We start from the raw sequence: 26,876 nt of genomic DNA, 5'->3' as shown, positions 1-26,876 counted from the left end.
GCGATGAGCACTCGATGAGTACGCGATGAGTACGCCCATGAAGTAGCGACGGTCCGGCGGTAACCGGACCTCAAAGGAGCGAAGTGGCTAAGGTCCGGGTATACGAACTCGCCAAGGAGTTCGGTGTGGAGAGCAAGGTCGTCATGGCCAAGCTCCAGGAACTCGGTGAATTCGTCCGTTCGGCGTCCTCGACCATCGAGGCGCCGGTCGTCCGCAAGTTGACCGACGCTTTGCAGGGACCCGGCGCTGGTGCCGGCAAGTCCGCTGCCAAGCCCGGCGCGCCCCGCAAGGCCGCGCCCCCCGCCCCCGCCGCGCCCCGCGCGGGTGGCACCCTCGTCCGCCAGGCCCGCCCCGCCGTCCCCGGCGCAGGCGGCACGCCCGGCTGCCCCGAAGCCCGGCCCCGCGGCGCCCAAGCCCGCGGCCGCCGAGAAGCCCGCCGCGCCCGCCGCCGGCGGCCGCCCGTCCCCGGGCCCCAAGCCCGGCCCGGCGGCCCCGAAGGCTCCGGCCCCGGCGCCGGCGAAGCCCGAGTTCACCGCGCCTCCGGCGGCTCCCGCCGCCGGTCCCCGGCCCGGTGGCCCGGCCCCCGGCCCGCGTCCGGCCGCGCGTCCGCAGGCGTCCGGGCAGGGCGGCGGCCGCCCCGGCGGTCCGAAGCCCGGCCCCGCGGCCCCGCGCCCGGGTGCCCGTCCGGCCGGTCCCCGTCCGGGCAACAACCCCTTCAGCACCGGTGGCTCCACCGGCATGGCGCGCCCGCAGGCGCCCCGTCCCGGCGGCGCGCCGCGTCCCGGCGGCGGCCAGGGCGGTCCCCGTCCGCAGGCCGCAGGCCAGGGCGGCCCGCGTCCCCAGGCCCCCGGCGGCCAGCGCCCCACCCCCGGCTCGATGCCGCGCCCGCAGGCCCCGCGCCCGGGTGGCGGTCCCGCCGGTCCCCGTCCGAACCCCGGCATGATGCCGCAGCGCCCCGCTGCGGGCGGCCCGCGTCCGGGTCCCGGCGGCGGTCGCGGTCCCGCGGCCGGCGGTCGTCCCGGCGGCGGCGGGGGCGGTCGTCCCGGCTTCGCCGGACGCCCTGCCGGTCCCGGCGGCGGCGGTCGCCCGGGTGGCGGCGGCGGCTTCGGCGGCCCGCGTCCCGGTGGCGGCGGCGGCTTCGGCGGCGGCCCCGGTGGCGGCGGTCGTCCCGGCGGCTTCGGCGGTCGTCCCGGTGGTCCGGGCGGTCGCGGCGGCACGCAGGGCGCCTTCGGCCGCCCCGGCGGCCCCGCGCGCCGCGGTCGCAAGTCGAAGCGGCAGAGGCGCCAGGAGTACGAGGCCATGCAGGCCCCGTCCGTGGGCGGCGTGATGCTGCCTCGCGGCAACGGCGAGACCGTTCGCCTGTCGCGCGGTGCGTCCCTCACCGACTTCGCGGAGAAGATCAACGCCAACCCGGCGTCGCTCGTCGCGGTCATGATGAACCTCGGCGAGATGGTCACCGCCACGCAGTCCGTCTCCGACGAGACGCTGCAGCTCCTCGGCGACGAGATGAACTACACGGTCCAGATCGTGTCGCCGGAGGAGGAGGACCGCGAGCTGCTGGAGTCCTTCGACCTCGAATGGGGCGAGGACGAGGGCGGCGAGGAGTACCTCGTCGCGCGTCCGCCGGTCGTGACCGTCATGGGTCACGTCGACCACGGTAAGACCCGGCTCCTCGACGCCATCCGCAAGACCAACGTGGTCGCGGGCGAGGCCGGCGGCATCACCCAGCACATCGGTGCCTACCAGGTGGCCACCCAGGTCAACGACGAGGACCGGAAGATCACCTTCATCGACACCCCGGGTCACGAGGCGTTCACCGCCATGCGTGCCCGCGGTGCCAAGTCCACCGACATCGCGATCCTCGTGGTCGCGGCCAACGACGGCGTCATGCCGCAGACGGTCGAGGCGCTCAACCACGCCAAGGCCGCGGACGTGCCGATCGTGGTCGCGGTCAACAAGATCGACGTCGAGGGCGCGGACCCGACGAAGGTGCGCGGTCAGCTGACCGAGTACGGCCTGGTGGCAGAGGAGTACGGCGGCGACACCATGTTCGTCGACATCTCCGCCAAGCAGGGCCTGAACATCGACAAGCTGCTCGAGGCCGTGGTCCTCACCGCCGACGCGGCGCTGGACCTGCGGGCCAACCCGGAGCAGGACGCGCAGGGCATCGCGATCGAGTCCCACCTCGACCGCGGCCGCGGTGCCGTCGCGACCATCCTGGTCCAGCGCGGCACGCTGCGCGTCGGTGACACGATGGTCGTCGGCGACGCCTACGGCCGTGTCCGGGCGATGCTCGACGACAAGGGCAACAACGTCGAGGAGGCCACTCCGTCGACACCGGTCCTGGTCCTGGGTCTCACCAACGTCCCGGGCGCCGGCGACAACTTCCTCGTCGTCGACGAGGACCGCACGGCCCGCCAGATCGCCGAGAAGCGCGCGGCACGCGAGCGCAACGCGGCCTTCGCCAAGCGGGTCCGCCGGGTGTCCCTGGAAGACCTCGACAAGGTCCTCAAGGCCGGTCAGATCCAGGAACTCAACCTCATCATCAAGGGCGACGCGTCCGGTTCGGTCGAGGCCCTCGAGTCCTCGCTGCTCCAGCTCGACGTCGGTGAAGAGGTCGACATCCGGGTCCTGCACCGCGGTGTGGGTGCGGTCACCGAGTCCGACATCGACCTGGCGATGGGCTCCGACGCCATCGTCATCGGCTTCAACGTCCGCGCGGCCGGCCGTGCCGCGCAGATGGCGGAGCGCGAGGGCGTCGACGTCCGCTACTACTCGGTGATCTACCAGGCCATCGAGGAGATCGAGGCGGCCCTCAAGGGTCTGCTCAAGCCGGAGTACGAAGAGGTCGAGCTGGGCACGGCGGAGATCCGCGAGGTCTTCCGCTCGTCCAAGCTGGGCAACATCGCGGGTGTCCTCATCCGCTCCGGCGAGGTCAAGCGGAACACCAAGGCGCGCCTCATCCGCGACGGCAAGGTCATCGCGGAGAACCTCACCATCGAGGGCCTGCGTCGCTTCAAGGACGACGTCACCGAGATCCGCGAAGGGTTCGAGGGCGGTATCAACCTCGGCAACTTCAACGACATCAAGGTCGACGACGTCATCGCGACGTACGAGATGCGCGAGAAGAAGCGCGCCTGATCCAGGCGGGCTGGCTCGCCTGACCCGGGCGAGCGGGTGCCGGGGCCGGTCGGCGGAGGAATTCCGTCGATCGGCCCCGGCCGCTGCGTGTACGGTTCTGATGGCCCTGCCAAGCGGTTGGCAGGCCATCGAACCCGAACCGGCGGGACATCCGGGCACACATGTATGTGGGGACTCTGTCCTTCGACCTGCTCCTCGGCGACGTACGGTCGCTGAAGGAGAAGCGGTCCGCCGTCCGGCCGATCGTCGCCGAACTCCAGCGGAAGTTCGGAGTGAGCGCGGCGGAGACCGGCAACCAGAACCTGCACCGCCGCGCCGAGATCGGCGTGGCGATGGTGAGCGGGGACGCCGGGCACCTCACCGGGGTACTCGACCGGTGCGAGCGGCTCGTCGCCGCCCGGCCCGAGGTGGAACTGCTGTCCGTGCGGCGGCGGATGCACACCGACGAAGAGTGAGCTCTGTCGAGCTCTCCGAGACTTTTGAGTTTGTACGCAAGACGGAAGAGGAGAAGGACCAGTGGCCGACAACGCGCGGGCCCGCAAGCTGGCCGATCGCATTCAGGTCGTGGTCGCGGAGATGCTGAGGGGGCGCATCAAGGATCCGCGGCTGGGCTTCGTGACCGTCACGGACGCCCGTGTCACGGGTGACCTGCGGGAGGCCACGGTCTTCTACACGGTCTACGGCGACGACGAGGAGCGCGCCGCCACCGCGGCCGCCCTGGAGTCCGCCAAGGGCATCCTCCGCTCGGAGGTCGGGCGGCAGACCGGGGTCAAGTTCACGCCGACCCTGACCTTCGTCCCGGACGCCCTGCCGGACAACGCCCGCACCATCGAGGACCTCCTCGACCGGGCGCGGGCCATGGACGCCGAGGTGCGGCAGGCCGCGACCGGCAAGACCTTCGCCGGCGAGGCCGACCCGTACCGCAAGCCGGAGGACGAGGCGGCGGACGACACCGACGAGGACGGCGCCGGCACCTGATGAGCAGCACCGCACGCACGCCCGACGGCCTGGTCATCGTCGACAAGCCGTCGGGCTTCACCTCTCATGACGTCGTCGCCAAGATGCGGGGCATCGCCCGCACCCGGCGCGTGGGCCACGCGGGCACCCTGGACCCCATGGCCACCGGCGTCCTCGTCCTGGGTGTCGAGAAGGCCACCAAGCTGCTCGGCCACCTCGCGCTCACCGAGAAGGAGTACCTGGGCACCATCCGCCTGGGCCAGACCACCGTCACCGACGACGCAGAGGGCGAGACCACCTCGTCCACCGACGCGTCCGCCGTGACACGGGAGGCCGTCGACGCCGCGGTGGCCAAGCTGACCGGCGACATCATGCAGGTGCCGTCCAAGGTCAGCGCCATCAAGATCGACGGCAAGCGGTCCTACGCGCGGGTGCGCGGCGGCGAGGACTTCGACATCCCGGCCCGCCCCGTCACCGTGTCCCAGTTCACGGTGTACGACATGCGGCACGACGTGGCGGACGACGGCACCCCCGTGGTCGACCTCGTCGTGTCGGTGGTGTGCTCCTCCGGCACCTACATCCGGGCCCTCGCCCGCGACGTCGGCGCGGACCTGGGCGTGGGCGGCCACCTCACCGCCCTGCGCCGCACCCGCGTCGGCCCGTACGGGCTGGACGCGGCGCGCACCCTGGACCAGCTCCAGGAGCAGCTCACCGTCATGCCCATCGCCGAGGCGGCGGCCGCGGCCTTCCCCCGCTGGGAGGTCGACGAGCGCCGGGCGAAGCTGCTGCTCAACGGGGTGCGCATCGACATGCCGCCGCACGGCAGCAACCCGGTCGCCGTCTTCGACCCGGCAGGCCGCTTCCTGGCCCTCGTGGAGGACCGCGGCGGCAAGGCCAAGAGCCTCGCCGTCTTCGGCTGACCCGCGCACCCGCGCCACCCCTCCGCCGTGCCACGGCCGGCTCCCGCCCCGGCGGCCGGCCACCGGTCCGGGGAGGGGTGGCGGTCGCGGCTGCGGTGCCGGGGAGGGACGGCGGTGGCGGCTGCCGGTCCCGGGTGCGCGCCTCCGCACCGGCACGACATTGGCCGGCCGGGCCGCGGCCATGGCTGCGGCCACCGGCCCGGGGAGCGGCGGCGGCCGCGGCCACCGTCGCTCGCTGCCCTGGGCGGATCGGCGCTGCGCGGGCGGTCGGTCCTCGGCCGCTCGGCCGGGACGGTCGGCTGCCGCCCTCACCGCGGGGACGCCTCCGTGCTGGTGGTCGGGTGCGACCTGGCGGGTCCCCGTCGGCCGGCTCGGGGCTGCTTCCCAGCGGACGACGTGTTGCCGCCGGCTGCCCGGCTGCCCGGCTGCCCGGGTGGCCTCGGCGGCTGGTGGCCGGGAATCGCCGGCCGCTGCTGACCCGGGACGGGATCGTTCACCCGTCCGGACGGGCGCTCGGAGCGAAGACCGGGGCACCAGGGGGCGCGTTTCCCCGACCGGCTTCTCCGCCTGATCACCGCGGACCTACGGTCGGACCATGCCACGCACGGACCGGACATCACTGGTACGGCTCTGTGACCAGACGGGCAGGCCGCGCGGCACCGGCTTCGTCGCCGACGACCTCGGCACGGTCGTCACCGGCCACGAGACGGTGGACGGCCTGGAACGGGTCGTCGTCGAGGTCCCCGGCGGCCCCGCACACACGGCCGAGCTGCCCGCCATCACCGCGCTGCCCGGCCAGGCCCTCGCCCTCGTCCGCACCGAAGGGCTCGCCGTCCCCCCGCTCCCCGTCACCACCCGTCCCGCCCCCGCCGCGGGCTCGTACGTACGGATCCACGCCCACGGCCTGCGCGAGGCCCGAATCCTCGGCACGGCACGGGCCACCTATCCGGCGACGGACCGCGACCACACCGTGGACGGCGCCCTGGAGCTGGCCATCGGCACCGACGGCAGCGAAGCGCTGCGGCGCGCCGGCGAGGCCGCCGGAGGCCCCGTCGTGGACGCCGCGACCGGTGCCGTGATCGCCGTCCTCGGCGCCACCCTGCACACCGACCACCGCGCACCCGCCCTGGCCGTCCCACTCGTCCCCGCAGCCGCCCGCGACCCCCACGGACCGCTGGCCGCGCTGCTGCGCCGCAACGCCGCCTGCGCCCCCGCGCACGGCGCCGACCTGAACCTCGCGGGCGTGGTGCAGCTCTGTGCCGCGACCGTGCCCCCACCGGATCCCCGGGCCGTCACCCGGCCGCGCCTCTCCCGGGAGCTGGACCGCTTCACCCGGGACGGCGGCGCGGCGGCCGCCGCGGTCTGCGCGGTGGTGGGGCCGCCCGGCAGCGGACGGACCACCGAACTCACGGCTCTCGCCGCCCGGCGGGCCCCGGCGCCCACCCTCCACCTGCGGGGCACCGACCTGGACCCCGCCGACACCTCCCTGGCCGACGCGATCGGGCGGGCCCTGCGGCAGGCGGCCCGTACCGTCGGCGCATCCCCCGAGACCCGGCCCCACCGCCCGGCCACGCGGCGGACTGCCCGGAAGAAGCCCTGCCCGAGCGGGCCGCCGGCGGCCCCGCGCGGGCGGCCGCCCCCTGGTCGTCCTGCTCGACGGCGCCGACCTGATGCCGGCGGCCCTCGCGCACCGGCTGCCCGCGTGGACGGCCCGCACCCTCGGCTGGCTGCGCGACCACGGAGCCCGGCTCCTGGTCTCCTGCGGGCCCGAGTTCTGGGAGACCGCGGGCGCGCTCTTCCCCGCCTGCGCCCTGCACCGGCCCGACGAACCCGCCGAGCGGCTCCCCGGCGCCGTACCCACCGGAGAGCTCACCGAGCGGGAGGCGGAGATCGCCCGGGAGCGGTACGGCCTGGCGGAGGCGTCCGTCGCCGCCGAGTGCGCGCGGCACCCGCTCGCACTGCGGCTGCTCGCCGACGTCCGGGCCGCGCTGCCCGGCGCGCTGCCCGGAGCACCCGGCCGTACGGAGATCCTCGCCGCCCACACCGACCTGCTGTGCCTCCGTGCCGCACAGCGGATCGCCCAAGGCGAGCGGGCGGGGGACGCAGCCGCCGTGCGGCGGCTCGCCGCCGCGCTGGCCGGGCAGGTGCACCGGGCCGCCCGCCGCTGCCTCGCCGCCGCGGACGGCGCACTGGACCGGGAATCCTTCCACGCGCTGTTCCCCCGGTCGCCGGGCTGGGCCGCCGCGGTGCTCGCCGAAGGGCTGCTGGTACCCGCCGGGTCCGGCTACCGCTTCGCCCACGAGGAGCTCGCCGACTGGCTCCAGGCGGTCCACACCGACCTCGACTCGGCGCTGGACGCTCTCGTCCACGGCCCCGCGGCCGCCGCCCAGCCCCCGGCCCTCCTCCCTCCGCCCGCTCCCGATCCCGCGGTGCCCGCGCAGCGGGCCGGCACGGGGCGGGCAGCGCCGTCGGCTCCGGAACCGGCCCCGACCAGCCGGCCCGTGAGGACGGCCACTTGCCGGGCCAGGGCGCCCCGCGGCCTCCCGCAGCAGCGGGCGCCGACCGGCCGCACACGCCGGCCGCTCCCGTGCCCGGGCCGTACGCGTCCGGGGCGCATGCGGCGGAGCCTGTGCCGGAGCCGCGCCTACCCGATCCGCCCGCGCCCGGGCCGTCGCCGCCACCGTCTGCATCGGGCCCGTACGCCTACGCCTCGGGCGCCCCCGGGCCGATGCCCGAGCCGCACTTGCCCGGGCTGTCACCGCCGGCCCCGTACGCATCGGGCCCGTACGCCCCCGGGCCGTACGGCTGCGAGGCGGCCGCGGGCGGGCCGTACGCCGCTGCGCCGGTCGTCCCCCGGGACGGGGTGACCGGTCCGTGCGTGTCGGGGGCGGGGGTGGCCGCGATGGGCGCCCCCGGCGGGCACGGGGACCCCGGCGCGGAGACCGGGCGCGGCGCCCTCCTCCGGGGCTGGGCCCGGCAGCCGGGGACACCGGCATCCAGCAGGCGGGCGGCGCGGTGCACGTGCCGCGCCGGTGCGTGGGCGTGGTCGTCCAGGCCCTGCTGCGCGAGGAGGCCACCCGGGGCGCCGCCGTCCTCGCCCGGCGCCTGGGGCGGCTGGTCGACGCGGCCTGGGCGGGCACGGGCCCCCGCCCCGCCTCCGGGCCGGCCGGGGACGACCCCGGCTGGTGGGCCGCCAGACTGCTGCAAGGGACCCTGCTGCGGGTACGCGACGCCCGGCCGTACGGCGGCGTGCTGCGGCAGCTCGCGGGACGGATCGCCACGCACCCGCCGGGACGGCCGGGCGGCCCCGACGGGGTCGGCGGCACCCGGGACTTCGGGCCCTGGTTCTGGGAGCGGCTGCGGCTCGGCGAGGACGAGCGGCTGGAACTCTTCCGGCGGCTCCTGCCCGCCGACGGCCCGGCGGCCCTCCACGGCGCCGCCCGGCCCCGCTACCTGGAGGCCGTCGCCCTGCGGCTCGCCGCCGACCCCCGGGGCGTCCAGCCGCTGCTGTGCCGCTGGTTCACCGACGAGCGCACCCTGCGGGCCGAGCCCGGCACGACCGCGCCACCGACCGTCGCCGGAGTGGCCCAGGCACTCCTCTACACGCACCGCGACCTGGCCGTCGACGACCTGTGCGAGGCCCTCGTCGCCACGGCCCACCCCCGGGCCACGGAACTGCTCACCCGCCTCACCCGCGACGAGCCGTCCGCCCTGTGCCGGGCCGTCGACCGCTGGGCGCACGACGACGACCGCCCCGCCCGCCGCGCGGCCGCGGCCGCCTACGGCAGGCTGCTGGCCGAGCACGCCGCGGACGGCGCGGACCGGGAGCCGCTGCGGTACGCCGCCCGCGCCCTGCTGGCCCGCCCCGGCGACCGGGCGCTGCACGGCGCCGCCCTCGCCGTGCTGGTCCGCGACCCGCACGCGCGGGCCCGTCACCTGCCGCGCGCCCTGGCCGCGTTCCGGGACGGCGCCCCCGGCATGACCGCCGCGGCCGTCGCCACCGCCCTGACGACCCATCCGGAGGCGGTCCTCGCGGCGTTCGCCGCCCGGCTGCGGGACGACCGCGGAGCCGCCGACGCACTGGACGCCCTCGCCGCCGTACGCGTCCCCGCGCTGGCCCGGCGGGCGGCCGCGCTGGTCCGCGGCTACGCCGACCGGCACCCCGAAGGCGCCGGGCACGTGGCGGCGTACACCGCCCGGCGGCTGGAGCAGGGCCGGGCCGCCCGCGCCACGCTGCTCCCGCTGGTGGCGGAGCTGGCCCGGTACGGCAGCCGCGCGGTTCGCGAGGCCCTCGCGGGGGTCCTCACGGCGCAGGCGGCAGACCCCGACGGGCTGCGCGCGGAACTCCTCGCCGTGCTCCTCGACGCGCCGCACCCCGACGACGGGGGCGTGGACGCGGCGGAGGCGGTGCTGCGGGCGGCGGCGCTCGGGGCCGCCGGGCGGCCCGAGCAGCGGACCCGCGAGCTGGTGCTGCGCAGCGGACGGCTGATGCGCCGCGTCCCCGCCGGCGCCGCCCGCTTCGACCGCCGGCTCGCCGGGCTCGCCCGGGACGTGCCGGGCTTCGCCGTGCTGCTGAGCGGGTGGATGGCGCGCGAGCCGCGCCGGTGGGAGGCGCTCGTCTCGGCCGGGGCGCGCCGCGCTGTCGAGCGGCTCGCCGCGCCCGGCCCTGACCCTGCGCCCGTGGCCGACCCGGCCGGCGGGCCCGGTCCCGTACCCGTACCGGCACTGAGTGCGATGCCGATGCGGGCCGGACGACGCGGGCATGGCACCCTTAGACCTGCGTAAGCGGTCATGGCGTCTTGACGTAACTGACGTACACGGGTTCGGGCGAGGAGCGGTCACAGTGCAGCGCTGGCGAGGCTTGGAGGAGATTCCCCAGGACTGGGGGCGCAGCGTCGTCACCATCGGTTCCTACGACGGTGTCCACCGCGGGCACCAGCTGATCATCGGCCGGGCCGTGGAGCGCGCCCGCGAGCTGGGCGTTCCCGCCGTGGTCGTCACCTTCGACCCGCACCCCTCCGAGGTGGTCCGGCCGGGCAGCCACCCGCCGCTGCTGGCCCCGCACCACCGGCGCGCGGAGCTGATGGGCGAACTGGGCGTCGATGCGGTGCTGGTGCTGCCGTTCACCGCGGAGTTCTCGCAGCTGTCCCCGGCGGACTTCATCGTGAAGGTGCTCGTGGACAAGCTCCACGCCCGCGCGGTGGTGGAGGGCCCCAACTTCCGCTTCGGCCACCGCGCCGCCGGGAACGTCGACTACCTGGCGGAGCTCGGCGCCACCTACGACTACGAGGTGGAGGTCGTCGACCTGTACGTGACCGGCGAGGCGGGCGACGGCCGGCCGTTCTCCTCCACGCTGGTCCGCGGCCTGGTCGCCGAGGGGGACGTGACGGGCGCGGCCGAGATCCTCGGCCGGCCGCACCGCGTCGAGGGCGTGGTGGTACGCGGCGCGCAGCGCGGCCGCGAACTGGGCTACCCGACGGCGAACGTGGAGACGCTGCCGTACACGGCGGTCCCGGCGGACGGCGTCTACGCGGGCTGGCTCACCGCGGACGGCGAGCGCATGCCGGCGGCGATCTCCGTGGGCACGAACCCGCAGTTCGACGGGAAGGAGCGGACGGTGGAGGCGTACGCCATCGACCGCGTCGGACTCGACCTGTACGGGCAGCACGTGGCCGTGGACTTCCTCTCCTTCGTCCGCGGGCAGCAGAAGTTCGCGTCGATCGGCGAACTCCTGGAGGCCATCGCGGCCGACGTGGCGCAGTGCCGGGAGGCCACGGCGGCGTACGACGCGCAGCGGTAGCCGCCCACCGCAGGACTGACGGCGAGGGGCCCGCACCCAAGGACGGTGCGGGCCCCTCGCCTGTCTGCTCCCCGGCGGCTACTGCTGGGCCTGCGGCGGCTGCTGCGGTGCCTGCGGCGGCTGCTGCGGCCAGCCTGCGGGCGGGGTCGGCTGCGGGGCGGCGGCCTGCGGGTCGTGCTGCCCGCCCGGCTGCTGCGGCCACCCCTGCGGGGGAACGCCCGGCTGACCGGGCTGACCGGGCTGACCGGGCTGCGCGGGCTGACCGGGCTGCGCGGGGGCGTGCGGGTGCGCCGGCTGCGGCTGGCCGGGCGCGGGCGGCTGTGCGCCGCCGTACGGCGGGGCCGGGTACGGCTGGGCGGGGCTGCTGCCGGGGTACCCGGGCTGCGGGGGTGGACAGGCTGCCCGTGCAGGCCCGGCTGGCCCGGTGCCGGCTGGCCCTGGGCCGGGGGCAGGCCGGGCATTCCGGGCCGGCCCGCTGCGGCAGGGGGCTGACCGGGCGGTACCGGCTGGCCCGGCGTCCCCGGCTGGGCGGCGAACGGCTGCCCGGGCAGGCCCGGTTGGCCGGGAACGCCGCCCGGCAGGCCCTGGGCCGGGGGCTGGCCCGGTACGCCATGGCCGGGCAGCGGCGGAGCCACCTGCGGCGGCAGCCCGCCCTGGCCGTCGCCGGTCCACAGGCCCTGCGCCTGCTGCGCCCGTACGAAGTCCTCCGCCACCATCACCGCGAGCTGGAAGTACGCCTCCCGGGTCTTCGGCCGCATCATGTCGAGGTCCACCTCGGCACCGGCCGCCAGGTGCTCGTCGAACGGCACGACCAGGACGCCCCGGCAGCGGGTCTGGAAGTGCGCGACGATGTCCTCCACCTTGATCATCTTGCCGGTCTCGCGGACGCCCGAGATGACCGTGATGGACCGCTGCACCAGGTCCGCGTACCCGTGCGCGTGGAGCCAGTCCAGCGTGGTGGAGGCACTGGAGGCGCCGTCCACCGACGGGGTGGAGATGATGATCAACTGGTCGGCGAGGTCCAGCACCCCGCGCATCGCGCTGTACAGCAGGCCCGTGCCCGAGTCCGTGAGGATGATCGGGTACTGCTTGCCGAGCACGTCGATCGCCCGCCGGTAGTCCTCGTCGTTGAACGTCGTCGACACGGCCGGGTCCACGTCGTTGGCGAGGATCTCCAGCCCGGACGGCGCCTGCGAGGTGAACCGGCGGATGTCCATGTACGAGTTGAGGTACGGGATCGCCTGCACAAGGTCGCGGATGGTGGCCCCGGTCTCGCGCCGCACACGGCGGCCGAGCGTGCCGGCGTCCGGGTTGGCATCGATTGCCAGGATCTTGTCCTGCCGCTCGCTGGCGAGGGTGGCCCCCAGCGCGGTCGTCGTCGTGGTCTTCCCGACACCGCCCTTGAGGGAGATGACCGCGATCCGGTAGCACGAGAGCACCGGCGTGCGGATCAGCTGGAGCTTGCGCTGCCGCTCCTGCTCCTCCTTCTTGCCGCCCAGCTTGAACCGGGACGCCGCGGACGGGACCCGGCTGCTCTTCGGCTTCTGCTTGCTGTTCCTGAGCAGCCGGTCCGACGACAGCTCCACGGCCGCCGTGTACCCGAGCGGCGCGCCCGGCACGGAACGCTCGCGCTGGTCGTGCGTGACCGCCGCGGGCCAGGCGCCCCCGACCCTCGGGTCCGGTGCTCCGGGGTGCGCCTGCGGCGGTACCGGCGCCTGCTGCCCGGAAACGCCGGGCTGCCCCGGGTGGGCAGGCTGGGCGGGCTGGCCCGGGTGGGCAGGTTGGGCGGGCTGGGCCGAGTGGGGCTGTCCGCCGGGCTGTCCCGGTTGGGGGAAGCCGTATCCGCCGTGCGGCGGCTGGGCCTGCTGCGGCCCGCCGGGGTGGGGGAAGCCGTATCCGCCCTGGGGCGCCGCCGGCTGCGGCCCGCCGGGCTGGGGAAGCCGGGCTGCGGGGCCCCGTACCCCGCCTGGTGCGCAGCCGGGGCGGGGCCGCCGGGTGCGGGCGGGCCGGGCGGCACGGCCCCGGGCTGGGGAAGCCGTAGCCGCCCTGCGGCACGGAAGGTCCGGCCGCCGGACCGGCAGGCGTCGGCGCGGCCGGCGGCCAACCGGCCCCGGCACCCGGTACGGCAGCCGCCGGGGGCGCCGTCGGCGCGGCCGACTGCTCGTCGCTGGGCGCCTGTACGGGCCACTGCGGCGCACTGGCCGGTGCGCCCGCCGCGGCGGCGGGCTGGAAGGCGGGCGGCAGCGGGGGCAGGCCGGCGACCGGCGGAGCGGGCGCCACCGGCTGCGACGCCCCGGCGTCCGCAGCGGCAGCACCGGAGGGCGCACCCTCCGCGGGCACGGCGCCACCGGGCACGCCCTGCGGCGGTGCGGCGTCCGCAGCCGCGGGCACGGCCCCCGGGGCGCCGTCCGAGGGCAGGCTGCCATGGGGCGCGGCGTCTGGGGAACTGCCGTCTTCCGCAGCACCCTGCGACACGGCGACACCCCCGAGGCGCCGGCGCCGTCCGAGTCGGCGGGGGAACCGGGGGAACCGGAGGCGTCGGAAGGACCGGAGGCGCCCGGCATGTCGGTACCGCCGGATGCTTCCGTGTCGCCGTGCGCTTCCGCGCCCCCGGGCGCATCCGCCGCGCCCGCCGGGCCGTCGGACCCGCCCGGTGCCTCTGGCGTGCTGTCGGCGGCTGCCTGAGCCGGCGTGTCCTCGTCCGCCTTCGGTGACGGCGCGTCTCCGCGGTCGGCGCCGCCCGTCCCGGCGTCCCGCCACGAAGTGCCGCCGGAGTCCGCGGAGTCCGCGGGCGTCGCGGGGAACGCCTGGCCCTGCGGGCCTTCGTACCCGGGTGAGCCGTCGGCGCCGCCCGGGGCGTCCGCGGAGGTCTGCGCGTGCGGGAAGTCCCCGGCGTGCGCGGAGCCCTGCCCGTGTGGGAAGTCCCCGGCGGCCGTCGAGTCGCCGCGCAGCCCCTGGGGGCCGTCCGCGCCCGCGCCGTCCGGCGTGCCGGAAGCGCCGCCGTCCGCAGGGCGGCCGAACGCGTCGCCGCCCGTCGGCGCGGCCGCGGGCTCCGCCGTGCCGGGCTTCGGCGCCGGGGCCGAGAAGAGCATGGTGGCGTCGCTCTCCGCAGCGCCGGCCGTGTGCTGCCCGGCGGGGGCGGCCGGGGGTGCGTCGTCCAGCTCGACTGGAAGCCGCCGTCCGCGGGAAGGGGCGGGACGACGACCGGCGGGCCCGTCGGCGGCGGAGGCGGCGGTGTCACACCGGCCGGGTCTCCACCGGGAGCGGCGCCGCCGACCGGCCCCGTGCCCCCCGCGTTCTGCGTGTACCAGGCGGGCGGGGTGTAGTCGATGGTGAACTCACCCGTCACCTCGACGGCATCCGCGTCGGACTGATCGTCGGCGTGAGGCACGCGCCATCCCTCGCGGATCTCGTCCCGATCGCCGTTCACTTTGCCTCCTGGTGTGGTCGAGCACCCTTGTCCGGTCATGGGTGGGGTGGGGCGACCGTTCCTGTTCGTTCGTCCGTTCCGTCCACCCGGCGCACCCTCCCCTGCCCTTCCCCTGGGTGCTCACGGTCCCGTGCGGGCCGACGGTCGGCTCCTCCCACCCTAATCGCCTCCGGTGGCCGTCCGTCAGGCCCGTCCGCCGGTACGCGAACCGCAGCCGAGCCCCGCACCACCCCGTACGCGCCCTTACCGGACAAGGCCGTGCCCGAGCGCCGGGCAAGCGGTGCCGAACGCCGAGCTTTCCGTGTCCGGCGGCGGCGGTCCGGTGCGGGGCGTGCGCGCGGGGCGTACGCGCCGCCGTCAGCGGCGTACCCGCGCCGCCGCCCCGGGGAACGCGCGTCAGTCCATCCGCCGGGCCGCGCCCAGCAATCCGGCTTCCGCGTCGGTGGGCTGGGTCATCACGAAGCGCCGGTCACTGCCGGAACTCCAGAGCGTCACCCCGTCCGCGAGCGTGGAGAGGGTCTGCGACTCGCTCCGCGGGAGCTTCAGCAGCCAGCCGATCCGCGCGGCCTCGTCCGGGGACACCCGCTGCACACCCACCAGCGACGCCTTCTCCAGCAACCGCGGGGCCGCCGGGCTCAGGTAGGGCAGCAGCGTGATGACGGACTGCCAGGGCGCGGAGACCACCCTTCCGCGCGGAGGGCGCATCCCGCAGTCCCGCACGATGAGCACCGGGCTGCCCGCGGACGCGCCCTGCGGCGGCACACGCCCCACGTCGTGCAGGGTCACACACGGCAGCCCGCCGCCCGCGGCCTGCACGAGCGCGGTCCACGCCGCCGCGCGTCCCGTCTCCACGGCCACGCGGGTACCCGTGGCCGCCGCGCGCAGCGCCAGGACCTGGGCGGTCCACAGGCCGCCGATGAGCGTGACGTCGTACGGCTCCGACTGGTTGATGCCGAGCACGGCGGGCCGGTTCTCGGGGTCGATGCCGATCACCACGCCGTCGTCACCCACTGGCAGGCCCAGGGCGTCCAGGCTCTCCCGGGGGAAGGCGTGCCGCTGGCGGCGGGGGCCGACGAGGCCGAACCCGAACCGCGCGCGTCCCCGCTGCCTGTCCCGCGGACCCTCCTGCCCCTCCTGCCGGGGGACGTGCTGCGCGAACTGCTGGGGGGCCTGCGGGTGCCGGCCGGTGGACGGGGGGAACTGCGGGGAGAACTGCTGCGGCGCCGACATCAGCGGGCACCGCCCAGCGGAAGCGTGGCGAGCATCGCCGGCAGCTGCTCGCGGTCGAGCCGGACGAGCCCGGTCCGCACGCCGCGGGCTGCCCGCTCCAACTCGTGGCGCGACGCGACCAGTTCCTCGTCGCTGCCCCCGGTGATCCGTACGTAACCGGTCACGCCGACCTCCTGCCGGTCGCCGCCGCCGCTGAGGGTGAGGCTGAACGTCGTGGCGAGCGCCGGTATCGACGTCAGCAGCGCCACGAGTTGCGGCATCGACGCGCCGCCCTCCCCGAACTGGGGCCAGCGCCCCACCCAGTAGGTGGTGTGGCGGCGGTCGTCGCAGCGCCACGTGCGCGAGGTCTCCTGGGTGCGGCGGCCCGGCGCGCGGTCCCGGTCGGTCCGCGTCAGCGCCCGCGGGTTGGCGCACACGGACGTGGCCAGCGCCGACACGAGCCCCTGCTCGGACAGCACCGAGGCCCGGAAGCCCGCCCCCGCCAGCCGGCTCGCGAGCTGGTCCGCGGCGCGCAGCAGGCATTTCTGAGCACCCGTCAGGCCGCCGCCGCGCGCGGCGACGGCCTCGGAGCACAGCTCCGGGTCCAGCTTCAGCGCGATCCAGGTGATGCGCACGGCGGGGGAGCCCGTCCGCTCCTGCAGCGGCGCGTAGTTGCGCACGGCGACCGAGTCCGCCGGAAGGTACGGGGCGGGCGCGGGCTGCGTGTGCTGGACGATCTGCGCCGACTCCAGCCGTATCCCGTCCACCTCCAGCGCGTCCCGGACCAGCCCGAGCGGCAGCGGCCGCTGCGTACGGTCCCGGCGCAGCGCGGTCCCGTCCGCCTCCACCTGGAGGACGGCCGTCAGGAACGTGCCGTCGCCGACCATCCCGACCGGCCGACGGTCCCGGTCGCTGAAGGAATAGGTGCGCAGCGACGGATCGCACTCCACGACGGGTGCGAGACCCGGCTCCGTGCCCGGCGGGACGGTCAACGACGCGGCCCGGCGCGTACGGGCCCGCAGGGCGACGATCGTGGCCAGCCACTCCGGCAGCGACCGCCGGTGCCGGCGCACCACCGCGAGCAGCACGAGCAGCGCGGCGACCGCACCCGCCGGCACCAGGGCCAGGGGGTGCACCGCCCACGCCACCAGCAGCAGCGCGGCGGCCACCTCGATCAGCACGAGCTGCTGCAGCCGGAACGCCCCCACGCGCCCCTGCCGACCGCTCAGGCGCGGCGCGGAGGCAGCGGCGGAGGACGTACGGGAACGGGAGCCGCGGGCCGACGCCCGGGGGCCGGACGCGGACGGCTCCGGTGCGGGCCTGGTCGGCGGCGCCTCCCGCGACGGCACCGGAGACGGCGCTGTCGCGGCACGCCGCGTACGCGTCGCGGAAGCCATGATGGAGATCCCCCGAATCCAACCCGATCTGCGCGGCCCGCCAGGGCGCTGGCGGCGGCATCACCCTACCCGCCCCCTGACGGCCTTCCCATGGCAGGCATAGTAGGGGGCCGGTCCGACAACGGGGCTGCGGGCGCCGCGCCCGGCACCCCGGCGGACACGGTTGCGTCACACGGCACCTGGCGCCGCCTGGCGCCGGCACACGGGGATCTTCGGGGACTTATGGCATCACGGCGGGACGAGCTCAACGCGTACACCTTCGCGAAGAAGCGCATGGTGGCCGCATTCCTCCAACCCTCGCCCTCCGGCACGGAGGAGGGGGCGCCGCGGCCGCTGCGGGCGGTGCTGCCCGGGCTGATCGTCGGCGCCCTCGTGCTGGCCGGGTTCGGCGCCTGGGGCATGTTCAAACCCAAGGCGCCCAAGGGCTGGGACGCGCCCGGCACCAAGGTCATCGTCGGCAAGCAGTCCACGACCCGGTACGTCGTGCTGACGACCGGCAAGGGCAAGGACAGGAAGACGCTGCTGCACCCGGTGCTGAACCTGGCGTCGGCCCGGCTGCTGCTGGACCCCAGCAAGTTCGACGTCATCCAGGTCAGCGACGACGTCCTGGACGCCGGAAAGCCGCCCCGCGGCCCGATCCTCGGCATCCCGTACGCCCCCGACCGGCTGCCCGGCGCGGCGGAGGCGGCCAAGGCGAAGCGGTGGGCGGTGTGCGTCCAGCCGGGCGGCGGCAAGGGCTCCAGCGTGCAGAAGGCCGCCTTCGTCCTCGCCGAACGGGACTTCGGCCGCACGGACGGCGAGGAGCGCCTCAAGGACGGCGAAGTCCTCTACGTGCAGGGCCAGAAGGGCGTCCGCTACCTCGTCGACGCGAGCGGCACGAAGTACGAGGTGCGGGGCGGCGCGTCCGACGCGACCGTCCTCACCCGGGCGCTCGTCGGCGACAAGGAGCCCCAACAGGTGACGGAGGACTGGCTGGGCACCCTGCACACCGGCAGCCCCGTCGAGTTCCCCGCGCTCTCCGGCACCGTCGGCGTGCCCGCCGGCGTCGGAGGAGGCCTCAGCAGGGAGCAGGACCGTGTCGGCATGGTCCTGAAGGCCGAGACGGGCGCCGGGCCGCAGCACTACGTCGTACTCCAGGGCGCGGTGCGGCCGGTCTCCGACTTCACGGCCTGGCTGCTGATCAACTCGCCGCAGACGGACGGCCTCGACATGGCAGGCAAGGCGTCCGACGTCGACAACGCCTCCTTCCAGCCCGATGCGACGCCCTTCGCGGGCGACCGCCGCTGGCCCGCGGAGCGCGCCGTGCAGGTCAACTCCACCCGTGGGGAAGGGGCCCGCGACACGGTGTGCAGCGTGCTGCGCAAGGTCGACGACAAGGGCCGCACGACACTGTCCACCTGGGCCGGCACCCGCTACCCGGCCGAGATCACGGTGGGCGGCAGCAGCACGTACGTCACCCCGGGCACCGGCCTGCTGTACACGCAGGTCCAGGGGGAGCAGACACGGCCCGACGGCTCCCTGTTCCTCGTCACCGACACCGGCCTGCGCTACGCGGTGCAGGCGAACGGCGACAGCGACAAGCGGCGCTCCGACATCGGCGCGGGGGGCCAGGAGCAGCAGCCGGCGGACGGCCGACCGGTGCCCAGCGAGGCGCAGAAGAAGCTGGGCTACGAGAGCGTGACACCGTCGCCCGTGCCGATCAGCTGGTCGTCGTTCCTGTCCAAGGGCCCCCGGCTGGACACGAACAGCGCACGCCAGCCGCAGGGTTCCTGAGGGGGCGGGCCATGCGCGACACGAAGCGGACCCGCATCGCCGGCGCCCGGGGCGCCGCTGACGCCGGACGCGGCCCTGGCGCCCGGCGATACCCCGGTACTTGGCGCAGCCCCGGCACCCGGTACGCCACCGCTCCCCGGCGTACCGCCGACGCTCGATGCTCCTCCGACGCCGGGCGCGGCTCCGGTACCGGTGGCATCCCCGGCACCCGGCGCACCCGCGGCCTCGCCGCCCTCCTGGCCGCCGCGGCGCTCCTGCTGCCGTACCCGGCGACGGCGACGGCAGCGGCGACGGCGGCGGCAGCACCGGCAGCCGCAGCGTACGAGAGCACCACGGGGGCGGCCCCACTCCGCCTGGACGGCGTCGGCGAGTGCACTTTCCCGATGCCGAAGCAGATCGAGGGCACTCCGTGGCCCCTCCAGCGGGTGCTGCTCGACGAACTGTGGGCGGACACCAAGGGCAAGGGGGTGCGCGTCGCCGTCATCGACACCGGCGTGGACACCGTCAACCCGCAGCTGAAGCCGGCCGTGGACGCCTCCGCGGGCGCCGACTTCCTGACGCCGGAGAAGGACGGCGGCGACCGCAGCAAGCGCGGCAGGACCAACGGCACCGTCGACGAGGTGGGGCACGGCACGAAGGTGGCCGGCATCATCGCGGCCAGACCCCGCAAGGGCACCGGCTTCGTCGGTATCGCGCCGGAGGCCACGATCATCCCGATCCGGCAGAACGACGAGAAGAACAGCGGCACGTCGAAGACGATGGCCCAGGCGATCGAGCACGCCGTCGCCAAGGGCGCCCACGTGATCAACATCTCACAGGACACGACGCAGGCCCTCAGTGCCGACTCCGACCTGGCGCAGGCGGTCAGGAAGGCCCTGGAGGCGGATGTCGTCGTCGTCGCGTCCGCGGGCAACGACGGCCTGGACGGCAAGGCCAAGAACACCTACCCCGCGGCCTTCCCCGGCGTCCTCGCCGTCGGCGCGTCCGACCGCAACAACGAACGCGCACCGTTCTCGCAGGCCGGGCCGTTCCTCGGGGTGGCGGCCCCAGGCGTCGACATCGTCTCCACGGTGCCCGGCGGCGGCCAGTGCACCGACAACGGCACCAGCTTCTCCGCTCCGTACGTGGCGGGCGTGGCGGCGCTGCTGCGCGCCAAGTACCCTTCCTGGACGCCCCGCCAGGTCGCCGCCCGCATCCAGCAGACCGCGGAACGCTCGATCAATGGACGGGACGACTACGTCGGCTGGGGTGTCGTCGACCCGGTCCGCGCCCTGGCGGGCGAGCCCGACATGGCGCCGATCGAGGCCCCGAGCCCCGACCCGGCCCCGCCGAAGGCCCCCGCCCCGGAACCCGTGCGCGTGGCCCTGGCGGAGACCGCCCAGGAACGCACCGAGCGCCTGGCGACGTACGCGCTCGGCATCGCGGCGGTCCTCGTGGCCGTGGTCACCGGGACGGCGACGGTCATCCGGGACAGCAGGCGCGGAAGGCACCGCTGAAGGCCCGGTGAGGGAAACACGTGTTGGATGAATCGAGCACGCTGACTAGAGTGATCGCCGATTCACAAGTGTGACTAGGGGGACACCGAAGTGGAAGCACCGATCGGGGGCGGTGGCGGCAACGACGGCCTGGACGTCAAGGTGGTCACGCTCCAGACGTTCAAGAACCGCGTCGACGAACTCCTCACCTCTCTCGCCGAGTCACCCGCGGAGCCGGGGAAGATCAGCGAGCAGAAGGTCACCGCGGACGCGTACGGCACGGGATTCAGCGCGGCGAAGGATTTGCACTCGGGATACGAGAAGGTCCGTGCTCGGCTTGAGGACCTGTCCAAGGCGTTCGGCGACACGATCGAGGCCCTCGGGATCGCTGTCCAGGTCGCCGACAAGGGCTACTCCGGCGTCGACGCCGAGATCAAGGAACGCTACCTGGCGATCGCGAAGCGCCACCGCGAGGTCTACGGACAGCAGGCGCCGAACAAGACCGAGGGATCCACGGCGGACACCGCCCAGATCGGCTGACGGGGGAACACGAAGACATGTCAGGAGAGTTCGAGGGCAAGTCCCTGGACGCCCTGTACGCGATGATCCGCTCGGCCAAGCCGGGCGACCTCACCAAGGCGGGCAACGCCCTGGAGGCGGCAGCCCCGCAGATCATCAAGATTGCGGCGGACCTGCGGGTCTACTTCGACAAGGTCCAGTGGCAGGGCGCGGGCGGCGACGCCTTCCGCGTGTGGGGCGCCGACATGGTGTCCGAGACACTGAAGCTCAGCGACTTCACGACCACGGTCGGCCAGGAGATGCAGCGCGCGGGCCAGGCCCTCAGCGAGGCCCAGAAGTCCATGCCGGAACCGGCGGGGCAGTGCTACGCGGACCCGGAGAAGGAACAGGCCCGCATCAAGGACGAGACGGGCCCGAAGCTCCAGGAAGCCATCCGCCAGATGGAGCGGCTGACGTCGTACTACAAGACGGCGAAGACGCGGATGGAGTCGGAGGAGGAGCCGAAGTTCACGCCTCCGAGGCTTGACGTCAAGGGTGCTGGTACTCCGTACGGTGGTGGGGGCAGCGCCCCCCAGGGAAGCGGGGCGAGCAGCCAGTACGCCGGTGGTACAGGGCCGTCATCCTCCACGGCGCAGTACGGCGCTTCCGGACCCTCCTTGACCGGGCCGGCTTCGGCAGGCCCCGGCGGCAGCCCGTCCTGGACCTCACCGGAGCACCGGGTGTCCGGACCTGGTGCGGTCTTGCTCCCCGACGAGCACGTGGGGACGAACCTCGACTCCGTGGTCATGACGCCTGTCCAGGAAGCGGTAGGCCGTAGCGGCACCCCGCCTGGTCCTACGCAACCGACGGGGCCGGGACCCGGCGGACCTGCCCTGCTTCCACCGGTCGCACCGGTCAGCAGCCCGCAAACCGGCTCTCTGCCATCGCGCGGACCTGTGGCGCCTGGGGTTGGCGTCCCGCGCGGCCCGCTGCCCGGTGTGACGGGTCCGGTCGGCCCCACCCGGGTCGGAGCGCCGGACGGCATCCACGGCGGCCAGCCCGTGACGGGAAGAGGCGGCACCTCGCCCCTGGGACCCCGGCTGCCCATGGGTACGGTCGTGGGGGAGGAGCGGGGCGCCCTCGGACGCGGCCCGATGGGGATGGCCGGTCCTGGCGCCGGTTTCCAGGGGGCGCCGGGCACCGGGGGCGGAGCGGGCCGCCGCCTGGCCGTCCAGCCTGGCGGAACCGTCAGTGGCGCCCCGGCGTCCGGTGCAGTGGGACGCGGCCATTTCACGCCCGGCGGTACGGGCCTGGTCCGACCGCCCGCCTCCACGACCCCGGGACCGGCGCAGCGCCGCGAGGCCGCAGCCCGTCCGGACTACCTGACGGAGGACGAGGAGACCTGGACCGCAGGTCGCCGCAGTGTCGTCCCTCCCGTCATCGACTAGGAGCCCACCGATGTCCCCCCTTGCCCGAGCCCGCGGCGGCCGTGTGATCGGCCTGCTCGGCATCCTCATGGCGGTCCTCGCAGCGACCTTCACCGTCGTTGCGCCCACAGCCCGCGCGGACGACCTGCGCTCCCGGCATTGGTACCTGGACGCGATGAAGGCCGAGGACATGTGGAAGGTGTCCACGGGCAAGGGGATCACTGTCGCGGTCGTGGACAGCGGAGTGGACTCGACGGTGCCCGAACTCCGCGGAAAGGTCCTCCCGGGCCGTAACTTCTATGACGCGGGAGGCGGCCTCGGGCGCGTGGACGAGCGGGACACCGACCGGCATGGCACCAACATGGCCAGCACCATCGCCGGCACTGGAGCAGGCGGTGGCGTGCAGGGGCTGGCTCCAGGCGCCACGATCCTGCCGGTCTACGTGGGGCCCTTCGTCTCCTTCGGTTTCAAGCCAGCGGCGGACGGCATCCGCTACGCCGTGGACGAGGGCGCCCGCATCATCAACATGTCGTTCACGGGCACGCCCAGCCCTAGTGAAGCGAAGGACTGGCAGGACGCAGTCGACTACGCCCGACGCAAGGGGGCGTTGCTGTTCGCAGGCACTGGGAACACCGGCACCGGGACACCGGGTTACCCGGCAGCCAGCCCGGGCGTGGTCGCCGTCGGAGCGGTCGGCTCCACCGGCAAGGTGTCGAAGTTCTCCGACTACGGTGATCATGTGGCCCTGGCCGCACCGGGCGAGAAAATCCCCGCCCGGTGCGATGAGGACAAGACCCGCTTCTGCGATTCGTCCGGCACGAGCTTCGCCACCGCCATCGCCTCCGCCGCCGCCGCCCTGATCTGGTCCGCCCACCCCGACTGGACCGCCAACCAGGTCCTCCGCGTCATGATGGAGACCGCCGGGGCCAACGGCCCTGTGCCCAGCATCTACATCGGGTACGGAGCGGTCCGTCCTTCCCAGGTGCTGCTGGAAGGCAAGGGCGACCCTGGACCGGCCGATGTCGACCCGCTGCTGGAAGCGCGGAAGAAGAACCCGCCGGCCGGGGGCGCCGATGCAGGCCCCAGCGGCAGCCCCACGCCCGAGGACACGGCGACGGACGCCGCAGGCGACCCCGCCAAGTCACCCCAGGCCGCTGCCCCCGATCCGGAAGCGGGGTCCGGGGAGAGCGGCTCACCGCTCTGGGCCACCGTTGCGAGCGTCGCGGCCGTCGCCGTCGTCGTCGTAGTCGGTGTCGCCATCGTGCTGAGCGTACGCCGAAGGAAGGCGTAGCCCTCCGCGACTGCTCAGCCGCAACCGGCGGGGCCCGCAGGACAGGGTGCCCCGCCCACTCACCCACCCTTCGACAAGGAGCTTTACGTGACCGACGACTTCAAGCTCGTACAGGAAGCGGTCAAGGACGCCCAGGGCATCATCGCGGAGACCGGCAGGCAGGTCACCACGCAGGCCCGGCAGATGGCCGACATCCTGGAGACCTGCGCCGCGGGCTGGCAGGGCGCCGGCGCCGCCGGCTTCAAGACCGCGCAGAAGCTGCTCAACGAGGACCACGACGCGATCCGTCGCCTGCTGGATGTCCTGCACAACGCGGTGGGCCAGACCCGCAACCTCACCTCGGAGAACGACATCGAGGTCCTCCAGACGTTCCAGAACGCCGCCAAGTCGGCGCTGAACGGCGTCTGAGCCCTCCGTCGGCCCCGTCGACACGCACACCCGACAAGCACCGGACACAGAAGGAGAACAGCATGGCCGACGATCTCGGGACCAAGGTACGGTACAGCAGCATCGACGAGATGGCCCGCGTGCTGCGCGCCCTCGCCAAGGACACCAGGAACGACCTGGCGCGCATGGACCAGGCCATCAAGAAGGTGACCGAGACCTGGGACGGTGAGGCCAAGGCCAAGTACCTCGACCTGCAGAAGAAGTACACGAAGCGGGCCGAGGACATCGAGCGCCGACTCAGCCAGATCGCCAACCTGATGGAGGGCGGCAAGGACAAGTACCGCGCGACCGACAAGAAGTCGTCGGCCTTGTTCACCGAGTCCTTCTGACGCACCTCCCCACGGGGGGAGTGAAGGGGCATGCCCGGCTCGGGCATGCCCCTTCTCGCGTCCGGAAGCAGCCGGCGGGGGACTGCGGCGCGGTGGCGCGCACACACCCCCGCCGACTACTGGACGGGTTGTTACGCCCGCGGCCGCCTACTGCAGGTCGAACTCCCCGTCCTTGGCGCCGAGGACGAAGGCGCGCCACTCGGCCTCGGTGTACCGCAGCACGGTGTCCGGCTCCAGCGAGGACCGCATGGCGACGGCCCCGCCCGGCAGGTACGCGATCTCGACCCGTTCCTCGTCCGGGCTGGTACCGGGGGCGCCATGCCACTCCACCCCACTGATGTCGAGCGCGTACAGCTCGTCCTTCTCCTGCTGAGTGCCCATCGAGCGCGTTCCCTTCGTGGTGCTGTCGGCGCGGTCAGCGGCTTGCGGTCCAATTATCCGCAGGTGGCGAGGGGTACGACAGCGAAAGCCGCCAACTCGCCCCGTCGGTGGCATCCGCCGAACGGCGCCGGCGCCGGCCACGGCCGGTAGGCCAACGGCCGCGGCGGCACCGAGGGGTGGTCGGGCCCGGGCCGCCTCCTGCCCGCAGGAGCGGGTGCATGCGCTCAGGGGCACCCGAGAGCTCGCTGCGCGGCCGCGACGAACCGGTCCCTCAGCTCCGCATCGGACGGGAACCCGGCGGCCGCCCGCTCCTCCGGACTCCAGTAGCCGGCGTCGTCGAGCGCGACGTACGTGTCCCGCCCTTGGCACTGGACATGCGCGACCCGCGTGCCGCCGAAGGAGGCGGTGAGTGCCTCGTGCTGCACGACCGCGAACCGCGCGAACGGCACCGGCCCGCCCGGGCGGGAGAACGTCAGGTCGCAGAACCACCCGCCCGGATCGAGCGAGCCCGCGGACTGCTGCCGTACGGACTTCCCGAGGTCACCGCTCATCTTCGGCAGCGCGAACCCCGGCAGCCCGCACACCTCGCCGAAGTCCGCGGCGGCCAGGGGCGAAGGGCCAGCGGGCTCACCGAGCACGACATCAGCTCCGGAGGCGCAACCGGACCGCTCTGCCAGCCCCGCGGCGGCATCCCCGAGAACCCGCGCCAGGGCTTCCGGGTCGGCTTCGGCCTTGATGACGGACACCTTCAGCACGGAACGGCCCACACCACCCGACGACCCACCGACCACTCCGGCGCATGCCTCCGGCAGCGCCACCCAACCCCCGTGCCGATCCACCGCCCCAGCCGTCCGGGAGCCGACCATCACCGTCATGGCGCCGGACACACCCCACAGATCACGCTCGAAGGGGAAACGCGCCGACTCGGCAGCGGGGCTGAGAATGAAGGCGACACCATCCTCACCGGCGACCTTCACCTCACAGGAGCCGGGAGCGTGGTCGGTACTGCTCACTCGCCCGGCACCGCCCAACACGTCCTGGGCGTCCCCGGCTCTCACCCACCCATGGCACACGGTGCCGGGGCCGAAAACATTGGTGGTCCGGTCCAGCACGAGGCCGCCCGCCAGTACGGCGAGCACGGCGACGCTTGCAAGGCCCTTCCACAACTGCGAACGCTGCACGGCTTCCTTCCCGTTGTACGGTTCTGCTGCGCCCTCTGTGGCGTTCGTCGGTGCCGGCACCGGAGCTGACCGTTTCACGATCAAGACGGGCCGCCGGATCCTCCGACGCGATCGACGGCAGCGGGAAACCCGCCACGCCGCACACGGCGCGCCGGTCCGTCGACGACGAGACCGGTGTCGTGTCCGGTTCCGCCGAGACCTGCACCTCGTCTGCCACGAGGATTGATTCCCTTCCTGAGTCGGCACCCGGACGCGTCACTTCGCGCTATCCAGCTCTGCCGGTGCAGCCGTATTCCTTGCCTACCGCGCTCACAAAGGAGGCGAACAGGTCCGAAGACCCTGGAGAGCCCGGGCTCTCCCACGTGCGGGTGAGCTGCGGACCCACTTCCATGGCGAAGTAGGTCTCCACCCCTCCGCAGTCGGCGACGATGTGGAGGTCGTCGAAGCCGGACACCTGCCGGCCGTCAATCGGGGACTTCTCGGAGAACGCGTCCGACTTCTTCATGCCGGCGACGAAAGTGGGATCCTGCACGACCGCGTAGGTGGCGAAGCCCCGTGTCCTGGCGGACTCGTCGGAGCCGGCCTGGTCCATCAACCGGTTCGGCGTCTCCACAGTGAGCTTCGCCAGGGCGTCGCGATCCGCTGAGTGCTCGGAGGTGACAGTTGCCACCACTCTGACGAGATCGCGATCGCTGCAGGCAGGCGGCAGCCACGTCCATGCCCGGTGCTCCCCGGTCACAGCTCCGCTCGACTCACCGGAGAAGAACGTGGTGGTGCCGGAGTAGGTCGATCCGTTGTGTGTGAAAGGAAAGTCCGCGCGATCCACGGAGGCGTAGACGTGGAGTTCCTGATCAGCGAGCCAGGGAAGAGCAGAGGTGCGGCTGATCCGGCAGTCCATGGAGAAACTCGGCCCGGTGGCGTCGGCTCCATCACTGGAGAGCTTCCCCCTGTGCGGAAGTACATCTGCCACCGATTGCGAGGAGATCAGATCGCCGCACAGCTCGCCGTGACCGAAGAAGCCGGTGGCGTACACGAAGTGCAGCCCTGATCCGATGAGCGCAAAGGTCACAAAGGAAGCCGCTGTCTTCCTTCGCCGCGAGGTGCCGGCCATGCTGCCTTTCGGTCATTACCCGTGACTTCGGGTTCGTCTTCTCGGGGTATCGACTCTCGGAAGCGGTTGATGATCGCCCGGTTCTCTACGTGGTGCAGGTGCGATCGCG

General features: G+C 74.4%; 20 protein-coding genes and 2 pseudogenes. 14 read left to right on the top strand and 8 right to left on the bottom strand.

The annotated features are described in order from the left end of the window. Window positions 1-83: 83 nt before the first annotated feature. From infB to truB, 4 genes and pseudogenes are all read left to right on the top strand, one after another. A pseudogene (infB, locus tag L6E17_RS05745) lies at window positions 84-3,141 on the top strand (translation initiation factor IF-2). A gap of 161 nt (window positions 3,142-3,302) precedes the next feature. Further along, window positions 3,303-3,596, top strand: a complete 294-nt coding sequence (locus L6E17_RS05740; RefSeq protein ID WP_236239712.1) for a DUF503 domain-containing protein — start codon at window positions 3,303-3,305, stop codon at window positions 3,594-3,596. A 61-nt stretch (window positions 3,597-3,657) separates the two neighbouring features. Further along, on the top strand, window positions 3,658-4,119 hold the full coding sequence (gene rbfA, locus L6E17_RS05735) for a 30S ribosome-binding factor RbfA (protein ID WP_236239711.1): 462 nt from the start codon (window positions 3,658-3,660) through the stop codon (window positions 4,117-4,119). After that, window positions 4,119-5,018 carry a tRNA pseudouridine(55) synthase TruB gene (gene truB, locus L6E17_RS05730; protein WP_236239710.1) on the top strand — a complete coding sequence of 300 codons (900 nt, stop codon included), beginning with the start codon at window positions 4,119-4,121 and terminating at the stop codon, window positions 5,016-5,018. The genes rbfA and truB overlap by 1 nt, the downstream gene beginning before the upstream one ends. A 616-nt stretch (window positions 5,019-5,634) precedes the next feature. Here the strand turns inward: truB and L6E17_RS05725 are convergent. Beyond that, the gene (locus L6E17_RS05725; RefSeq protein WP_236239709.1) at window positions 5,635-6,237 is read right to left on the bottom strand and encodes a hypothetical protein; all 603 of its coding nucleotides are present in this window, start codon (window positions 6,235-6,237) and stop codon (window positions 5,635-5,637) included. Between the two features lie 451 nt (window positions 6,238-6,688). Between L6E17_RS05725 and L6E17_RS05720 the strand changes: the two genes are divergently transcribed. The 3 genes from L6E17_RS05720 (at window position 6,689) to L6E17_RS05710 (ending at window position 10,818) form a co-directional block, all read left to right on the top strand. Next, the gene (locus tag L6E17_RS05720) at window positions 6,689-7,885 is read left to right on the top strand and encodes a hypothetical protein (protein ID WP_236239708.1); all 1,197 of its coding nucleotides are present in this window, start codon (window positions 6,689-6,691) and stop codon (window positions 7,883-7,885) included. Between the two features lie 148 nt (window positions 7,886-8,033). Continuing rightward, window positions 8,034-9,803, top strand: coding sequence for a hypothetical protein (locus L6E17_RS05715; protein ID WP_236239707.1), 1,770 nt, complete (start codon window positions 8,034-8,036; stop codon window positions 9,801-9,803). A gap of 58 nt (window positions 9,804-9,861) precedes the next feature. After that, on the top strand, window positions 9,862-10,818 hold the full coding sequence (locus L6E17_RS05710; protein WP_236239706.1) for a bifunctional riboflavin kinase/FAD synthetase: 957 nt from the start codon (window positions 9,862-9,864) through the stop codon (window positions 10,816-10,818). Window positions 10,819-11,864: 1,046 nt separating this feature from the next. On the opposite strand, the pseudogene L6E17_RS30410 reads toward L6E17_RS05710, so the two are convergent. From L6E17_RS30410 to eccE, 4 genes and pseudogenes are all read right to left on the bottom strand, one after another. Beyond that, window positions 11,865-12,257 (bottom strand): annotated as a pseudogene (locus L6E17_RS30410) (MinD/ParA family protein); the annotation flags it as partial. 11 nt (window positions 12,258-12,268) lie between these two features. After that, a complete protein-coding gene (locus L6E17_RS30405; protein ID WP_268984912.1) occupies window positions 12,269-14,287 on the bottom strand; it encodes an SCO5717 family growth-regulating ATPase in 2,019 nt (672 codons plus the stop codon). Between the two features lie 357 nt (window positions 14,288-14,644). After that, entirely contained in the window at window positions 14,645-15,478 is an 834-nt protein-coding gene (locus L6E17_RS05700) for a hypothetical protein (RefSeq protein ID WP_236239705.1), read from the bottom strand. Next, window positions 15,478-16,854, bottom strand: a complete 1,377-nt coding sequence (gene eccE / locus L6E17_RS05695) for a type VII secretion protein EccE (protein ID WP_236239704.1) — start codon at window positions 16,852-16,854, stop codon at window positions 15,478-15,480. Before eccE ends, L6E17_RS05700 begins: the two co-directional genes overlap by 1 nt. A gap of 222 nt (window positions 16,855-17,076) precedes the next feature. Between eccE and eccB the strand changes: the two genes are divergently transcribed. The 7 genes from eccB (at window position 17,077) to L6E17_RS05660 (ending at window position 24,094) form a co-directional block, all read left to right on the top strand. Next, window positions 17,077-18,627 carry a type VII secretion protein EccB gene (eccB, locus tag L6E17_RS05690; protein ID WP_236239703.1) on the top strand — a complete coding sequence of 517 codons (1,551 nt, stop codon included), beginning with the start codon at window positions 17,077-17,079 and terminating at the stop codon, window positions 18,625-18,627. 383 nt (window positions 18,628-19,010) lie between these two features. After that, complete coding sequence (mycP, locus tag L6E17_RS05685) at window positions 19,011-20,123, top strand: type VII secretion-associated serine protease mycosin (protein WP_374109004.1); 1,113 nt, start codon at window positions 19,011-19,013, stop codon at window positions 20,121-20,123. Window positions 20,124-20,213: 90 nt separating this feature from the next. Next, window positions 20,214-20,642, top strand: a complete 429-nt coding sequence (locus L6E17_RS05680) for a hypothetical protein (protein WP_236239702.1) — start codon at window positions 20,214-20,216, stop codon at window positions 20,640-20,642. A gap of 17 nt (window positions 20,643-20,659) precedes the next feature. Further along, window positions 20,660-22,048 carry a WXG100 family type VII secretion target gene (locus tag L6E17_RS05675; RefSeq protein ID WP_236239701.1) on the top strand — a complete coding sequence of 463 codons (1,389 nt, stop codon included), beginning with the start codon at window positions 20,660-20,662 and terminating at the stop codon, window positions 22,046-22,048. Window positions 22,049-22,058: 10 nt separating this feature from the next. Further along, window positions 22,059-23,318 carry a S8 family serine peptidase gene (locus L6E17_RS05670; protein ID WP_236239700.1) on the top strand — a complete coding sequence of 420 codons (1,260 nt, stop codon included), beginning with the start codon at window positions 22,059-22,061 and terminating at the stop codon, window positions 23,316-23,318. Window positions 23,319-23,405: 87 nt separating this feature from the next. Further along, window positions 23,406-23,726 carry a WXG100 family type VII secretion target gene (locus L6E17_RS05665; RefSeq protein WP_071282378.1) on the top strand — a complete coding sequence of 107 codons (321 nt, stop codon included), beginning with the start codon at window positions 23,406-23,408 and terminating at the stop codon, window positions 23,724-23,726. Window positions 23,727-23,788: 62 nt separating this feature from the next. Then, window positions 23,789-24,094 carry a WXG100 family type VII secretion target gene (locus tag L6E17_RS05660; RefSeq protein WP_236239699.1) on the top strand — a complete coding sequence of 102 codons (306 nt, stop codon included), beginning with the start codon at window positions 23,789-23,791 and terminating at the stop codon, window positions 24,092-24,094. Between the two features lie 147 nt (window positions 24,095-24,241). On the opposite strand, the gene L6E17_RS05655 is transcribed toward L6E17_RS05660, so the two are convergent. The 3 genes from L6E17_RS05655 to L6E17_RS05645 all read right to left on the bottom strand — a co-directional run bounded on the left by L6E17_RS05655 (window position 24,242) and on the right by L6E17_RS05645 (window position 26,767). Then, window positions 24,242-24,475, bottom strand: a complete 234-nt coding sequence (locus L6E17_RS05655; RefSeq protein WP_236239698.1) for a DUF397 domain-containing protein — start codon at window positions 24,473-24,475, stop codon at window positions 24,242-24,244. A 224-nt stretch (window positions 24,476-24,699) separates the two neighbouring features. Continuing rightward, a complete protein-coding gene (locus tag L6E17_RS05650) occupies window positions 24,700-25,656 on the bottom strand; it encodes a hypothetical protein (RefSeq protein ID WP_236239697.1) in 957 nt (318 codons plus the stop codon). A gap of 265 nt (window positions 25,657-25,921) precedes the next feature. Beyond that, window positions 25,922-26,767 carry a hypothetical protein gene (locus tag L6E17_RS05645; protein ID WP_236239696.1) on the bottom strand — a complete coding sequence of 282 codons (846 nt, stop codon included), beginning with the start codon at window positions 26,765-26,767 and terminating at the stop codon, window positions 25,922-25,924. Window positions 26,768-26,876: the final 109 nt, after the last annotated feature.

Source organism: Streptomyces sp. CC228A, assembly GCF_021390935.1.
Taxonomy (GTDB): domain Bacteria; phylum Actinomycetota; class Actinomycetes; order Streptomycetales; family Streptomycetaceae; genus Streptomyces.
This window is presented reverse-complemented; position numbering and strand designations above follow the sequence as displayed.